The organism is Thiobaca trueperi (assembly GCF_004342175.1).
Lineage (GTDB): Bacteria > Pseudomonadota > Gammaproteobacteria > Chromatiales > Chromatiaceae > Thiobaca > Thiobaca trueperi.
Genome location: NZ_SMAO01000007.1, coordinates 168,150 through 182,172 on the forward strand (window position 1 = coordinate 168,150; position 14,023 = coordinate 182,172).

The 14,023-nt window shown below is 62.9% G+C and carries 13 protein-coding genes; 11 read left to right on the forward strand and 2 right to left on the reverse strand.

All coding sequences use genetic code 11. The annotated features are described in order from the left end of the window. The first annotated feature begins 1 nt into the window (after nucleotide 1). From EDC35_RS13905 to EDC35_RS13955, 11 genes are all read left to right on the forward strand, one after another. The gene (locus tag EDC35_RS13905) at nucleotides 2-1,291 is read left to right on the forward strand and encodes a hypothetical protein (protein WP_207896240.1); all 1,290 of its coding nucleotides are present in this window, start codon (nucleotides 2-4) and stop codon (nucleotides 1,289-1,291) included. Between the two features lie 10 nt (nucleotides 1,292-1,301). Continuing rightward, entirely contained in the window at nucleotides 1,302-1,706 is a 405-nt protein-coding gene (locus EDC35_RS13910) for a hypothetical protein (protein ID WP_132977854.1), read from the forward strand. Between the two features lie 200 nt (nucleotides 1,707-1,906). Further along, on the forward strand, nucleotides 1,907-2,962 hold the full coding sequence (locus EDC35_RS13915; RefSeq protein ID WP_165903436.1) for a HAMP domain-containing protein: 1,056 nt from the start codon (nucleotides 1,907-1,909) through the stop codon (nucleotides 2,960-2,962). A 2-nt stretch (nucleotides 2,963-2,964) separates the two neighbouring features. Beyond that, complete coding sequence (locus EDC35_RS13920) at nucleotides 2,965-3,492, forward strand: DUF8082 domain-containing protein (RefSeq protein ID WP_132977856.1); 528 nt, start codon at nucleotides 2,965-2,967, stop codon at nucleotides 3,490-3,492. A gap of 164 nt (nucleotides 3,493-3,656) precedes the next feature. Further along, nucleotides 3,657-4,514: a response regulator gene (locus EDC35_RS13925; RefSeq protein ID WP_243651677.1), complete on the forward strand. Its 858-nt coding sequence runs from the start codon at nucleotides 3,657-3,659 to the stop codon at nucleotides 4,512-4,514. Nucleotides 4,515-4,622: 108 nt separating this feature from the next. After that, entirely contained in the window at nucleotides 4,623-4,985 is a 363-nt protein-coding gene (locus tag EDC35_RS13930) for a response regulator (protein ID WP_132977857.1), read from the forward strand. Nucleotides 4,986-4,994: 9 nt separating this feature from the next. Next, nucleotides 4,995-5,567 (forward strand): chemotaxis protein CheW, encoded by a 573-nt coding sequence (locus EDC35_RS13935; protein WP_132977858.1) that lies wholly within the window; start codon nucleotides 4,995-4,997, stop codon nucleotides 5,565-5,567. A 95-nt stretch (nucleotides 5,568-5,662) separates the two neighbouring features. Continuing rightward, entirely contained in the window at nucleotides 5,663-7,903 is a 2,241-nt protein-coding gene (locus EDC35_RS13940; protein WP_165903437.1) for a methyl-accepting chemotaxis protein, read from the forward strand. Between the two features lie 76 nt (nucleotides 7,904-7,979). Continuing rightward, nucleotides 7,980-11,405 carry a hybrid sensor histidine kinase/response regulator gene (locus EDC35_RS13945; protein ID WP_132977860.1) on the forward strand — a complete coding sequence of 1,142 codons (3,426 nt, stop codon included), beginning with the start codon at nucleotides 7,980-7,982 and terminating at the stop codon, nucleotides 11,403-11,405. After that, on the forward strand, nucleotides 11,402-11,881 hold the full coding sequence (locus EDC35_RS13950; protein WP_132977861.1) for a hypothetical protein: 480 nt from the start codon (nucleotides 11,402-11,404) through the stop codon (nucleotides 11,879-11,881). The genes EDC35_RS13945 and EDC35_RS13950 overlap by 4 nt, the downstream gene beginning before the upstream one ends. Then, a complete protein-coding gene (locus tag EDC35_RS13955) occupies nucleotides 11,878-12,339 on the forward strand; it encodes a hypothetical protein (protein ID WP_132977862.1) in 462 nt (153 codons plus the stop codon). Before EDC35_RS13950 ends, EDC35_RS13955 begins: the two co-directional genes overlap by 4 nt. 126 nt (nucleotides 12,340-12,465) lie before the next feature. On the opposite strand, the gene EDC35_RS13960 is transcribed toward EDC35_RS13955, so the two are convergent. Next, nucleotides 12,466-13,368, reverse strand: a complete 903-nt coding sequence (locus EDC35_RS13960) for an SAM-dependent methyltransferase (RefSeq protein WP_132977863.1) — start codon at nucleotides 13,366-13,368, stop codon at nucleotides 12,466-12,468. Between the two features lie 29 nt (nucleotides 13,369-13,397). After that, nucleotides 13,398-14,000, reverse strand: a complete 603-nt coding sequence (locus EDC35_RS13965; RefSeq protein ID WP_132977864.1) for a Uma2 family endonuclease — start codon at nucleotides 13,998-14,000, stop codon at nucleotides 13,398-13,400. Nucleotides 14,001-14,023 lie beyond the last annotated feature (23 nt).

Consider the following 14,023-nt stretch of genomic DNA (forward strand, 5'->3'; position numbering starts at 1 on the left):
GATGCGCAGGATCCGCACGGGCGTTCGTTATTGGCTGGCCCTGTCGGTTCTGAGCGCACCGCTCGCCGCGCATGCCGGGGTCGAGCTCTCGGGCTTCGGGACGCTGGGCGCCGCTATCTCCGATCAGGATTTCATCTATCAGCGCTATCTCGACGATGGCGGCACCCTGAACCGGGACTCGCTGGCGGGACTCCAGCTCGATGCCCGGCTCACGGCGACCTGGGGCATGACGCTTCAGGTCAAAATGGCCCCATCGGCCTATGACGACAACGCCTGGGAGCCGACCCTGACCTGGGCCTTTCTCTCCTGGCGACCGAGCAACGACCTGCTGCTGCGCGCCGGCAAGCTGCGTCTGCCGCTGATGCTCTATTCGGCCAACAGCGATGTGGGAACCACCTTCGATTTCGCCCGTCTGCCAACCGAGGTCTATTCGCTGCTGCCGACCACGGATCTCAAGGGGCTGTCGTTCGCCAAGACCTGGCTCGACCACGACCGCGAATGGGTGCTTGAAGGCTACCTGGGTCAGGCTTATACCGAGTGGCGCTATTATCTGCGCGGAGGGCTGGAGCCGATCTTCTCCCCCGGCACAATGTTTCTTGGCTATGACATGGATATGGTCGGATCAGTCCTGTCGCTGTACAGCGGCGACCATATCTGGCGCATCGGTCTGCACCGGGCTGACGCCACATGGGATCAGGGTCCGGTGCCCACCCGCTTCCCCTTTGTCCCGCTCGCGCCCGGAATGGGTTACTACCAGATATCGGATGCGATGCCGGGACCGGGCGTCCCATACATCGACCAATACGTCATCTATCTTCTGACGCTGGGCGCCGAGATCGCGCTGCCCAGGGATTTTCGCCTGATTGGCGAGTATGGACGGCGGCATTTCGAGAATGCGACCACCGGGCCGGACACCAGCGCCGGCTATCTGGCGGTGCTCAAGCGCATCGGACGCTGGACGCCTTATGTTTACTGGGCTGGCATCCGCACGGACGAAAGCGTGCTGGATCATATCGATTCGCTCAACCGTAACCGACTGCCCGATTTCATCCCCGGCGCCGCCGCGATCAATGCCTCGCAGCGGGTGGGGGCCGATCTGCTCAGTCCTTATGAACAGGATTCCTGGGCGGTCGGCACCGCGTACCGTCTGTCTCCCAGGAGTCTGCTCAAGGCCGAATGGATGCATACGCAAACCGGGCGTCTGTCCAGCTTCGTCGATACGCCGCCCGCTGAAGACAGTGGCGGGCGGCAGATCAATGTCTTTTCCCTCTCTTACAGTTTCACGTTCTGAGGGAAGAGACGTGCGTATCCCGCTCACCCTGCTGCTCATCTCCGCGCTCCCGGTCCTGGCTGATCCCGTCATCATCGGCCACCAGGGATTGCCGCCGCTCGATGCGAAGACACTGGAGCGCATCTATACCGGCAAGGTCGTCGAGCTGAACGGGATGCGTCTGACGCCAGTCAATCTGCCGCCGCGCAGCACACTGCGCGAACGCTTTCTCCAGAATTATCTGGGACAGGACGAGGGCAAATACACCGGCTACTGGACCGTCCGCCGCTATATCGGCAAGGGCACGCCGCCGCGCGAGCTGGACAACACCGCAGAGGTGATTCAATTCATCTCACACACGACAGGGGCCATCGGTTATGTCGATGAATCAGATGTGAGTCCGGACACCCCTGTACTGCTGCGCCGGTCGCCATGACGCAGGTCACATTTTGGTGCGATGGGCAGGGTTGGGGCTCGCTGAAGTCGGTTTTCACTGACATAATATCCCGCAATTTTAAGAGGGCAGATCGAGTTCCAGGGTCAAGCAAGGCTTCTTGGATCGCAGGGTGTCGTACCGCAATTTTTTAGGAGGAGGTACCTTTGGATAGGCAGTCGTCCGAGCGAAAACCATTTAGCTTGAACATTTTTCACCAGATCCTGCTTGCCACCTGCCTGGTCGCACTCATCCCGATCGGCGGTCTCTGGTATCTGGGGGTCCATGAAACCCAGCAGGAGCTCACGACGAGCGTCTCGCGGAATCTTTCGGCAAGCGCGGATTCCATTGCCGGGAGCGTGGAGCAATGGACCGGTATGAATCTGCGGATGCTTGAGCAGAATGCCGCAACCCCGGCGATTCGCAGCATGGAAGCCCGCTCGCAGGATCCCGTGCTGAAGACGCTGACCGACACCTACAACTGGGTTTACCTCGCATTCACCGTCCTCCCGGACGGTCAGAATCTCGGGCGCAGCGACGGCAGGGAGCCGACCTTCTACGGCGACCGGGTCTATTTCCAGCAGGTGATGGGCGGCGCTCCGATCGGCAGGCAGCTCGTCCTCGGCAAGTCGTCCAACAAGCCCGCCTACATTCTCGCCAAACCGATCAAGGATCAGGCCGAGAAGACCCTCGGGGTCATCGCCATTGCGATGACGCTGGAGGATCTCTCGAAGACCATCACCAACACCCGCATCGGCAAGACCGGGTACGCCATCCTGGTGGACGAAGAGCATCGGCTGATCGCTCACGGGGATGGCTCGATTTCGTCCGAACTACAGGACTTTAGCCGTCATCCGGCCCTGGCGAAGCGGGCTGGCGGCGATGGCGTCAATCGTGTGCACGACGAGAGCGGCAAGGAACTCGTCACCTACGTCAAGGCGCTCAATCAGGGTTGGAAGCTCATCGTGCAGCAGGACGCTGAAGAGGCCTACGCCCGGGCCGAGCAGGCTCTGCGCGGCGCACTCGCGTTGCTGCTGGTGACCCTGGTCGTCGTCATCATCGTCGCCCTGCTGCTCGCCAAACGCCTGAGCGCCCCCATTCGTCGCCTGACGGCGGCTGCCGACGAGATCAGCCGTGGCAACCTGGAGGCCGTGATCGGCGAGGGTGAACGGATCGACGAGATTGGCGCCTTGTCCAGAGCGATCGAGCGCATGCGCGTCAGTCTCCAGATGGCCTTTGAGCGTCTGCGCAAGCGTTGATCATGGCTGACAATACGGTTCCATTTGCAGAGATCCTGTCCGATCTCCGGCGACTCTCCGAAACGGGCGCCACCGGCGCCATGTTCATCGCCACCAGCGATAACCGGAGCGCCCAGCTTGCACTGGACAAGGGCAGGATCGTCTATCTCTACCATGCAGGCCGGGTGGGTCTGCGTGCGCTGGAGGAGATGGCCCTCATCCAGGGCGGGCGTTACCGTTTTCAGCCCGGCAACAGCTCCCTGCCGCGCCTTGATCTCCCCGACACGGCGAGCATTCTCGCCGCGCTGGCGGGAGGACCGATGCTCGGGGCGTCCGCCGGTTCCAGGGCGGATCCGCTGACGCCGACCCAGAAGTCTGTGCTGGAGAGCTGCCTCGCCGAATTCGTCGGGCCGATTGCAGGGATCCTCTGCGACGACCATCTGCCGTCCGCCGTCGATCTGGATTCGGCCATCAAGGCGCTGGAGCGGGAGCTGCCATCAGAGGTGCAGGTTCAGCAGTTCCAAAACATGGTCCGCTCAAAGCTGCGCTGAGGACGACCGTCTTGCGGAGAACTGCGCTTTCATGACGTTCTTGTGACGGGTTACCATTCACGGCAAGCATGCGATGTAACCTGACGATTGAGACAGGGTTACGATGACAGGACTCATGCTTCTCGACACCGTGGTCACGGGTCGCCATTGATGATCCTGACCGCATGGCAGCCAGACAGGTCACTTTGAACACGGTCCAGCCAATGCAGAAGAAAAACACATTCGCCATCTCATTGCTTGGATTGACTGAGTCCGAACGACGGGTGGTCAAGAGCCTCTGCCTGCTTTCGAGCCATCGGCAGCGGTCCTACGAGGTCATTGGGCAAACGGCGCAGGATCGCGCCGATATCCTCATCGCCGATGGGCAGGACCGGGAAGCCATGAGCGCGTTGGCGGCGATACGCAGTACGCGGACGGTTCCGGCAGTCATCGTCGATGCAACGCTCGAAGCGGCGGATTGCGATTCCCAGGTCCGTCGCCCGATTGCCGCCTCGCGTCTGCTGGGCGTCCTCGACCTGCTGGTGACGCAGAAGCTTAATTTCTTTCCCGAGCTCGTCATAGGAGGGGGTGGCGCGAGCACCTATGCTGCGGGGAGCGGGCAACTTGTCGATAACGCCGAGCCCCGTCCGAAGCGTCATACCGCCCTTGTCGTCGATGACAGCGTCACCATCCGCAAACAGATCGAGCTGGCCTTGCGACTGCACGACATCGAAGCGGTGTGTGCGGAGACCGGGGAGGAGGCGCTGGCTCTGCTGGAGCGTCAGCAGTTCGATATCATCTTTCTGGACGTGGTGCTGCCGGGGCAGATCGATGGTTACGAGATCTGTCGATCAATCAAGAAAAACGCGCGTCACAAGTCCACGCCCGTGATCATGCTGACCGGGAAATCCTCCCCCTTTGATCGCGTGCGCGGCTCGCTGGCCGGATGCAACACCTATCTCGCCAAGCCGGTCGAAAATCATACGTTCAACACGGTACTCAAGAAATATCTCAAGACGCTGCATGTGACGCTCCCTGTTTAGGGAAACGCTGATTGATTTCGATACCCTATGGAAACGCTTAATCGGGCCGGTCTCATCGGCATCGAAGACGCGCCTGACTGTTCATTTGCTCACGAGGATTATTCGATTATGGTTACCAAGGCACTGGTGGTCGACGATTCCGCGACTGATCTGCTCAATATCAAGACCATTCTCAGCGATGCGGGATGCATTGTGGTCACGGCCTCCGATGGCGCGGAGGCCATCGCCAAGGCGAAGGCCGAGCATCCCGCCATCATCTTTCTGGATGTCATCATGCCGGGAATGGATGGCTACGAGGCCTGCCGGCTCCTGTCCGGCGACCCGGCGACCAGAGAGATCCCGATCGTCTTCGTCACCAGCAAGGGGCAGAAGGCGGACAAGGTCTGGGGGCAGGTGCAGGGCGCCAAGGGGCACCTCGTGAAACCCTTCACGGCGGAGCAGGTCATCGATCAGCTCAAGGCATTGACCTGAGGTCGTCACATGCTGACCAAGGAGCTTTCAGCGGCCCCCTCCGGATCCGCCTGGGAGGATCCGCCCTGGCTGACGCCATCTCAGGCGCTGACCCGCTTCAGGCTCTCCGGGGACCTGGCTCCGGGCCAGTCCCGATCACGAGCGGAGCGGATCCGATACGGCTTTCGTGTCGGCTCGCTGAATTTCCTGGTTGAGCCGCAAACCGTCAGCGAGGTCATCGCGATGGTCCCGATTGCGACGATTCCCAATGCCTCACCATGGCTGCTGGGCATGATCAATCTGCGCGGGAACCTGGTGCCGGTTTTCGATCTGGCGATGCTGTGCGCGCTGGACGCCCCCGGCGATGATCCGGGCCGCTGGATCCTCGTTCTCGACCGGGCGGACCATGCCGTGGGACTGCTGATCGACGGCCAGCCGCAGGCGGTCAGGGACATGACCCCGCTGGAGACACTGCCCAGCCTGCCGACGGCGCTTCGTGGCTCCGTGTCCGGAGGGTTCATGGCTGATCAGGAGGTCTGGCTGGATTTCGATCATCGCACCTTCTTCCGATCCATCAGCCAGGTCGCCGCGAGCGGCGACTGATTGTCTTTACGTCGCGATCAATGGCATGACGGGATCCGTCAGGCCTTTTCATGAATCGATCCGTTTGGATCCTGATTCGAACTCAAGGAGAAACAATGAGCTCCACCAGCCCGAGCGCGTCCGGTTTTCGCTTCTCAGACCTCAAGCTGGCCAATCAGATCACCCTGATCGCCGGCCTGCTTTCCCTGACCTTTCTGTTGAGCCTTGTCCTCTTTTCGGGGCGCTTCACCAATCAAGCCATGACCAGCGCGAGCGAGATCGCGTTCAAGGAGCAGGTGGATGGTTTACGGCGTGCCGCTGACCTCGTTTACCGGATCTCTGAAAATCAGGCATCCGGCATCGCTGCACAATTCGAGGCGGAAATTGGTCGCAACCTGCGCGTCGATGCGTCCCGAACGATCCCCGTTCAAGGCACGCCCGCCCCGGCCGTCGAGCTGGGCGAGAGGATCCTCAACGAGGAACCGTCCGCACTTGATGACTTCACCGCCCGCACCGGTGCGGTCGCGACCGTCTTCGCGCGTGTCGGCGATGATTTCGTGCGTGTCTCCACCTCGTTGAAGAACGAGAATGGCGAGCGGGTTTTGGGCACGCTCCTCGACAAGACGCATCCGGGTTATCGCGCCCTGCTCGATGGTAAACCCTTCGTTGGCCGCGCCCGCCTGTTCGGCACCGAGTACATGACGAAATACGTGCCGATTCTCGGCAAGGACGGACGGGTGTCCGCCGCCTTCTTCACCGGCATGGACCTGAGCGCGACCCTTGCCAATCTCTATGAGATGTTCAAGAACACCACGTTCGGCGAACAGGGTTATGCCTACGTGGTCGATGCCTCGAACAACGAAGACTTCGGCCTGATGCTGGTGCATCCATCGCTGACGGGCGAGCGGTTGCACGAACTCGTCGATGGCAGCGGCCAGACCGGAACCCTGCGTCCCCTGCTGGAGCGCGAATCCGGTCTGTTCAGCTACGTGTGGTTCGACGCCGATAAAAAGGCGGACGACAAATTCGTCGCCTTTGACCGTTCAAAACCTTGGAACTGGGTTATCGCCGGCGGTACCCAGCTCTCCGAGATCACCGGCCCCGGTGCACGGATGGAACGCCTGCTTGGCGTGCTCGGCATGGTCGGTTCGCTGTTCCTGGCATTGCTGCTCTGGATCGCCATTTCGCGTCGCATGAAGCCGCTTGCCCATCTGCGTCAGGTCATGCTACGGCTCGCCGAGGGCGACGACGAGGCGCGCTCGAAGCTGAGCAGCCGGGACGAAGTCGGTGAACTGGGCGCTGCCTTCGACCGCATGATGGACGAGCGCGTGGCCATCCAGAACGCGATCAAGCGTGAGAACGAGCAGTTGAACGAGTCGGTGCTGAGTCTGCTGCAAGGCGTGGCGCAGTTGTCGCGCAAGGATCTGACGGTCAAGGTTCCGGTGACCGAGGACGTGACCGGCGCGGTGGCCGACGCCTTGAACCTGCTGACCAGCGAGACCGGCAAGGTGTTGCTGGAGGTGTCCGACATCTCGGCGGACGTGACCGCCGCCTCGCTCAAGGTGAAGGAGCAGGCGGAAACCGTCATGGCGGCGGCCCAGGCCGAGCGTCACGAGGTGGAGCAGACCGCCGACGCGCTCGCGGCCGCGTCCGTTTCCATGAATCAGATCGCCGACCTGGCGCGTGTCTGCAACGAAGCGGCAGACAATGCCATCGCGACGACCCAGCGCGCGCTGCTGACGGTGACGGACACCGTGGGTGGCATCAACAGCACCCGCGACATCATTCGCGAGACGGAGAAACGCATCAAGCGTCTGGGTGATCGCTCCCAGGAAATCAGCGGCGTGGTCAACCTGATCAACACCATCGCCGAGCGCACGCACATCCTGGCGCTGAACGCCTCCATGCATGCGGCCTCTGCCGGTGAGGCCGGTCGCGGCTTTGCGGTGGTCGCCGACGAGGTGCAGCGTCTGGCTGAAAGCGCCCGTCAGGCAACCGCTCAGATCACGACCCTGGTCAACAGTATCCAGGTCGAAACCGCCGACACCGTGAACACGATGAACGCCGCGATCACCCGTGTCGTCGAGGGCAGCAAGCTCGCCGAGCAGGCCGGCGAGCAGATGCAGAATACCCAGACCTCGACCGCTCAGCTCGTCGGTCTGGTGCAGCGGATCGCCGCGACCTCGCAGGACCAGGCCACGGTCAGCAACGCCCTGGTGGAGCGTGCCGGCAGTATCCGCAAGAGTTCGGAGCAGACCAGTCAGCGTCTGGAGGAACAGAGCGTCTACACCACGAATCTGGTGGAGTACGCCAAGAACCTGCTTTCCACGGTGCGCGTCTTCAAGCTGCCGGCTTGAGTCCCGACAGCAGGCCCCGGTCAGGTAGCCGGGGCCTGCGCGTCAGTCGTTCTCCAACACTGCGACGGGAGTTGCCATGGGAATTCATCAGGTAAGCGCCGACGGCCTGCCTCCGGACGCAGTTGGCGGGGGGTTGTTCGACTGTATTGACGCATTGGGCGGTGCGTTCGTCGCCGACGGTGAGGAATCCGAGTCCTTGATCTGGTGTCCGCAACAGGTTGCCGGGATTCTCGGCGCGCTCGCGGAGGCCGCCGACGAGGCCGGACTGCCAGGGCTGATCGATGTGAGTGTGCTCCTGGCCGACCGGATCTCCATGATTGACGGGGAGCCATCAAACCAGACGCGGTTGGGTGAGTTGCTGGTTCGTTTTCCGCTCCTGGTCATGGATTATGTCCTGGCGCCGGGGGATCCTGACGCCGTTGAGGCGATCCTCGATTTTCTACAGGAGGAGGGTTGGCCGGTTGGCGCCGCCGCTGAGGAGATCGAGTTGCTGCGTCTGCTGCTTCTATCGTCCCCCGCGCTGGACGATGACTCCGCAGAGGCCGCGCTTCCGCTCGTCTGCGCCGCGCCCGAGCCTGAGCCCGATCTGAATCCCGCCGAGACCGCAACGGGGGGCGGGGTTCAGCTTGACTTCTCCTGCGATGCGAATTTAGTTCAGTCCATTCCGACCGAGATGCTGGCGCTGGCCGTCGAGGCGTTCGAGGCCAGTTATGCGGGGCTGGACGAGGCGCTGGCGCTGGCGGCGGCGGAAGACCGCGAGCAGCGCGATCAGGGCTGGGAGCAGCTTTGCGATGAGCTGGAGCGGCTGGCCGCCGGTGCTGAGGCCATGGGATTCGGGGCGCTCGCCCGGCTGCTGCTCGGCGCACGGACATTGCTTGACGCGCGACGCCCGAACCTGGACGTCCTGGCCGTCATGGCCGATTTGCCCGACCGTCTGCGCGACTATCTGAGCGATCCGCTGGAGCCGTCACGGGCGGACGCCCTGGTTGCCATTCTCCGCGAGCTGGATGTCGCGGGCGTTGCCTGCGAGGGGCTGAGTCAGCTCGCCCGCTCGCTGTCATCCGTTGAGTTCATCCGCCAGGATGCGGTGGAGCAGGAGCGACGTCCGGTCGTCGCGGAACGCGATGCGGTTTCCCTGGATGTGCCGGACGACATCAACCAAGAGCTGCTTGATGGTCTGCTCATCGAACTCCCGATTCAGACCTCCGCCTTCACCGAGGCCATCCAGCATATCGCCTCAGGACAGGGGCGGGTGGTCGATCTCGATATCGCCAAGCGCTCCGCGCATACCCTGAAGGGGGCGGCTAACACGGTCGGCGTGAAGGGCATCGCCAGCCTGACCCATTATCTGGAGGACATCCTGATCGTGCTGGCCGAGCACCGGGCACTCCCCAACCTGGGGCTGTCCCAGACGCTGGCTTACGCGGCGGATTGCCTGGAGGCGATGAGCGAGGCCCTGACCGGCTCCGGTCAGGCGCCCGAGGATGCCATCGACGTTCTTCAGGATGTGCTCAATTGGGCGAACCGAATCGACGCGCAGGGAATCGAGGTCGCCGCCGCCGCACATGACGCGGCGTCTGCGGATGAGTCGCCGGAATCCGAGGCCGCACCCGCGCGGCCCGAGCGTGACGCCGTGCCGATGCTGCGGGTTTCGACCAGTCTGGTGGACGAGCAACTGCGTCTGGTCGGCGAGGCGATGACCTCGACCGCCCAGATCCAGAACCGTCTCCAGTTGGCACTGCGCCAGATCAAGGCGGTCGATGAACAGAACCAGATGTTGCGGCAACTCGCCCATGATCTGGAGGATCTCGTCGATCTTCGCGGCGTCGCACTGCCCCGACCGGCGATGACTGACACGGGCTTCGACACGCTCGAATTCGATCAATATGACGAACTGCACACGGTCGCCAGGCGGCTGGTCGAGATCACGACCGACGCGCACGAAATCACGCGCGGCACACAGGAGCAGATGGTGCAACTGGCCGATCTGGTCACGCTCCAGGCGCGCACGCAACTCGAAAGCCAGGACGCCGTACTGCGTACCCGCATGGTGCCTGTGACGACCGTGGCCGCGCGTCTGCATCGGGCGGTTCGTCAGACCGGACGTCTGCTCGACAAAGAGGTGGAACTGGTCCTGAAGGGCGCGGAAACCCTGATCGACGGTAATCTGCTCACGCATCTCGTCGATGCGCTCATGCACGTTCTGCGCAACGCGGTCGATCATGGCATCGAGCCGGCAGAGCGCCGCCTCGCCGCTGGCAAGGATCCGGTCGGTCACATCGAACTGACTTTCCGGCGCGAGGGCGATGTCACCATCGTGACCTGTCGCGATGACGGTCGGGGACTGGATCTGGAGCAGATTCGCCAGCAGGCGCACCGTCGGGGGCTGCTCGGGGAGGCCGGTTCGCTGTCCGATGACCAGCTCGCCCGCTTCATCCTGGCGGCCGGCTTCTCCACCCGTGAGGGCGCAACCCAGGTCTCCGGGCGCGGCATCGGACTGGATGCCGTCAATGCCATGGTGGAGGAACTCAAAGGCTCCATCGCTTTACGGACACACCACGGAGCCGGACTGTCAGTCGAGATCCGTCTGCCGACGACCCTCCTCTCGGTTCAGGCTCTGCTCACCCGTTCGGGCGGGACGATGCTGGCCATCGCCGCCCGTGGCATCGAGGAGATCCATTTCGTCACCGCCGATCAACTGCGGTTGCTGGGAGACCAGTGCATCTATCGGCATGGCGGGCAGATTCTCGATGTTCTCCCGCTGGCCGATTTGCTCCATCTCGATCATCGCCAGCATGCGCGCGAGCCCGATGGCGCCAGGCGGGGTGAGACGTCGGTCGGACAGCCGCTGATGATCGTCAGAATGAGTTCGGGTGTCCTGAAGGCCGTTCTGGTCGAGGAGATCACCGAAAGCCGCAGTCTGGTCGTGAAGAAACTCGGCCCTTACGTGGGCCGCATCGATGGCGTGGTGGGCGCGACCATCCTGGGCGACGGGGGCGTGGCCTCGGTCGTGGATCTGCCCGATCTCCTGCGCGCGGCGGAGGGCGCAGGATCCGCGAGTGGCGAGATCCACCTGCCCCGGGCCGTCGCCGGATCCGGTCTGGAGCGACCCAGCGCGTCCGCCGGCATGGTCCGCACGGCGCTGATCGTCGATGACTCCATCTCCGCGCGGCGCATGACGGCGCAGGTGTTCCGGGATGCCGGATTCGACGTGCGAACCGCGATCGATGGACTGGAGGCGGTCACGCTGCTCAATCGCCTGGTGCCGGATCTGATCATGACCGATCTGGAGATGCCCCGCATGAACGGGCTGGAACTGGCGGCGCATGTGCGCGCCAGAGACGCGACCAGAAGCGTCCCCATCGTCATGATCACCTCGCGCTCGACCGAGAAGCATCGTCAGCAGGCGCGGGCCAATGGGGTCGATCTCTATCTCACCAAGCCGTTCAGACCGGACGATCTGCTCCGTCAGGTCGGCGTACTGGTCGGGGGGCGAGGATGAGCGAACCGAATCACGCGCGTGCGGTTCTGTCCTTTGCCGGTCTGAATCTGCTGCTGGCGTCTGGGGATCTCAGGACGATTGAGTCGGCTTCTAACCTGACCTTCAGTGATCCTCCCGAGCATGGCCTGGGGTGGATCCATGTCCTTGAGCAGCGCTGTCCGGTGTTCGCCCTGTCGAGCGATCTCACACCCACGCGCCAGCTCCCGGAGGGGCGAGGACTCTGTGCGATCGTCGATCATGGTGATGGCCTGTCAGGGCTTCTGTGCGAGGGCATTCGGGTGATCAAGGACGAGGTTGGTCCCCTCATGCCGCTGCCGCCAGCGATGCGACGGCCCGATTCCCCGATCCAGGCAGTCGCCCCAGATGGTTCAGGAATCCTCTGTGCCGTTGATGTGCGTGGATTGGTGCACCATCTTGAGCTCGCGTCACTGATCCGGCCAGGAAGCGGTCAGATCGCGACGGGGGCGGATTCATGAGCCGGTGCAGCGGCTGGAAACTCGAATTTGGAGCCGGGGAGCGGGCGGTCATCGGGCCGCGCGAGCTGTTGCACCTTTTCGATGCGCCACGCATTCACGCGGTTCCGCGCACCCCCGCGCATTGCCGACATCTGCTCTTTTGGGAACAGGGCGTGCTGCCCGTGCTGGATCTTGGCGCCTGGTCGCGCGGAGAGAGGTCCGGGGAGACGGCCACTTTAATCGGTCTTGTGGGGTTCGCCGGATCCGCAGGCGGGGCGCCGGACTTCGGCGCCCTGGTCTTGTCGTCCGTCCCGACGCGGATCGACGTGGATGACGGCTGGGCCTGCGTACTGCCCGAGACGCTGAACCGATGGCGTCGCGTCGCCTGTGCCTGCTTTGAGCTGGATGGTGAAATCCTGCCGGTGCTCGACCTGAGCCGCTGCTTCGCGCCCGGCCTGCCGCCTTCCACCGAGGACTGAAGCGATTGCCGACAGGGATCCTGATGCCGCGCGCTAAACCGCGTCCAGTGCGATATGCGTAATCTTCAATTTGTGTTTAGCTCTGGGGAAGTCAACGACATCAGTGGAGACGCGGTTTAACTTGAATCATGAACCTGCCGGCTTGTCCGCCACCGCCAGCACATAATCCAGCCCGCGATACACCGTCCGCGCATCGAGCCTGAGCGCCAGGGCGATGGGCAGGCGCGTGGCCGGATGCAGACGGGCGACGGCTTCGGGATGCTGGCGCAGATAGTCATGCAGCGGCGCATAGATCCGCTCGCGGATGGATTCCAGCCGCACGTTCGCAAAACCGCTGGCCGTGAGTTTGGCGAGATAGGCGTCCTGGCCGTAGACATTTTCCGGCGGGATGGCGAATTTGCGCGCGACCTGACGCCATGACCAGCGTTGCGCCAGCCGCGCCCAGCGCCCGGATTCAGGCGGCATTGGGATGATGTCGGCGAGCACCAGACGCCCGCCGGGTCGCAGCACGCGAAAGGCTTCCTGAAAAAAGCGTTCGCGTGTGTCGAAATGAAAGGCGCATTCGAGCGCCACCACCCTGTCCACCGATGCCGACTCCAGCGGCATCGCCGTGGCTGACCCCAGACGCAGATCGATCCGCTCGGCCAGCCCCGCCGCACGCACCCGCTCGCGCGCCACCTCGACCTGCGAGGCGGTGACATTGAGTCCGACGATGCTATCGGGCCGATAGCGGGTCTGCCAGAAGAGATCCTGATCGGCGAAGCCGAAACCGACATCCAGGACGCGGTCACCCGGACCCATTGCGGCAGTGTCCGCCACCAGCGCGGCCAGCGCCTGACAGGCATCATCCAGGGTCGTCGCGCCGTTCCAGTAGCCGAGATTCAGATAGAGCGCGCGTTCGGTGGCGACATCGGTTCCCAACAGGTCATAGACCCCGCTCACGCCCAGGCGCTGAAAGGGGTTGTAGAGCCAGTTGAGATAGCCGAGTCGTCGGCGAAGCACGGTGATCGTCGCTTGGGATGGCTGCATCAAAGCGTTCCTGTTCAACCTGAAGTGGCTCATTTACAGCGCGTGAAAAGCGACTCCACATCCTGTTCCGGGAAGCGCACGTCTTCGTAGAGTGCTTCAATGGGGCACTGAAAATCGGTGGAGTCGAGTTCGAATGTCTGTCCCGCGCTGTAGGACTGAAACAGCCACTGTCCGTCAGGCCGGCGTCGGAAGACATCGACCGTCATGTGCTCGGTCTCGATCAGCACATACTCATTCAGCGATGGAAGCTGGCGGTAATAGCCAAATTTGGCGCCACGGTCATAGGCGGTGGTCGATTCGGACAAAACCTCGACGATGAGGCTCGGATGGCGCTTCATCTGCGGTGCGTCCGCGTCGTCGGGGTGACAGGTCACGAAGACATCGGGGTAGAAAAAGCTGTCGGCGGCGTCCACCCGCACCTTCATGTCGGCGATATAGACCCGGCAGGGACCGCCCCGGACATGGGCGCGGAGTAAGGTTGCCAAGTTGAGCGCAATGGTGACATGCGATTCATTGGCGCCGGCCATGGCAAAGACCTGTCCGGCGATATATTCGTGTTTGATGCTGGAGTGCGCTTCGCCTTCCAGATAGTCGGCGGCGGTGATGGCGTCGCGTTCGGCAGTGCTGGTCATTCAGTCGGTCTCCTTTGGCGGCA

Bases quoted from the DNA above. Each gene is read 5' to 3' on its own strand.
- EDC35_RS13945 (WP_132977860.1), top strand. From the start codon at position 7,980: ATGGGAATTCATCAGGTAAGCGCCGACGGCCTGCCTCCGGACGCAGTT.
- EDC35_RS13950 (WP_132977861.1), top strand. From the start codon at position 11,402: ATGAGCGAACCGAATCACGCGCGTGCGGTTCTGTCCTTTGCCGGTCTG.
- EDC35_RS13935 (WP_132977858.1), top strand. From the start codon at position 4,995: ATGCTGACCAAGGAGCTTTCAGCGGCCCCCTCCGGATCCGCCTGGGAG.
- EDC35_RS13960 (WP_132977863.1), bottom strand. From the start codon at position 13,368: ATGCAGCCATCCCAAGCGACGATCACCGTGCTTCGCCGACGACTCGGC.
- EDC35_RS13955 (WP_132977862.1), top strand. From the start codon at position 11,878: ATGAGCCGGTGCAGCGGCTGGAAACTCGAATTTGGAGCCGGGGAGCGG.
- EDC35_RS13905 (WP_207896240.1), top strand. From the start codon at position 2: ATGCGCAGGATCCGCACGGGCGTTCGTTATTGGCTGGCCCTGTCGGTT.
- EDC35_RS13920 (WP_132977856.1), top strand. From the start codon at position 2,965: ATGGCTGACAATACGGTTCCATTTGCAGAGATCCTGTCCGATCTCCGG.
- EDC35_RS13925 (WP_243651677.1), top strand. From the start codon at position 3,657: ATGGCAGCCAGACAGGTCACTTTGAACACGGTCCAGCCAATGCAGAAG.
- EDC35_RS13940 (WP_165903437.1), top strand. From the start codon at position 5,663: ATGAGCTCCACCAGCCCGAGCGCGTCCGGTTTTCGCTTCTCAGACCTC.
- EDC35_RS13930 (WP_132977857.1), top strand. From the start codon at position 4,623: ATGGTTACCAAGGCACTGGTGGTCGACGATTCCGCGACTGATCTGCTC.
- EDC35_RS13965 (WP_132977864.1), bottom strand. From the start codon at position 14,000: ATGACCAGCACTGCCGAACGCGACGCCATCACCGCCGCCGACTATCTG.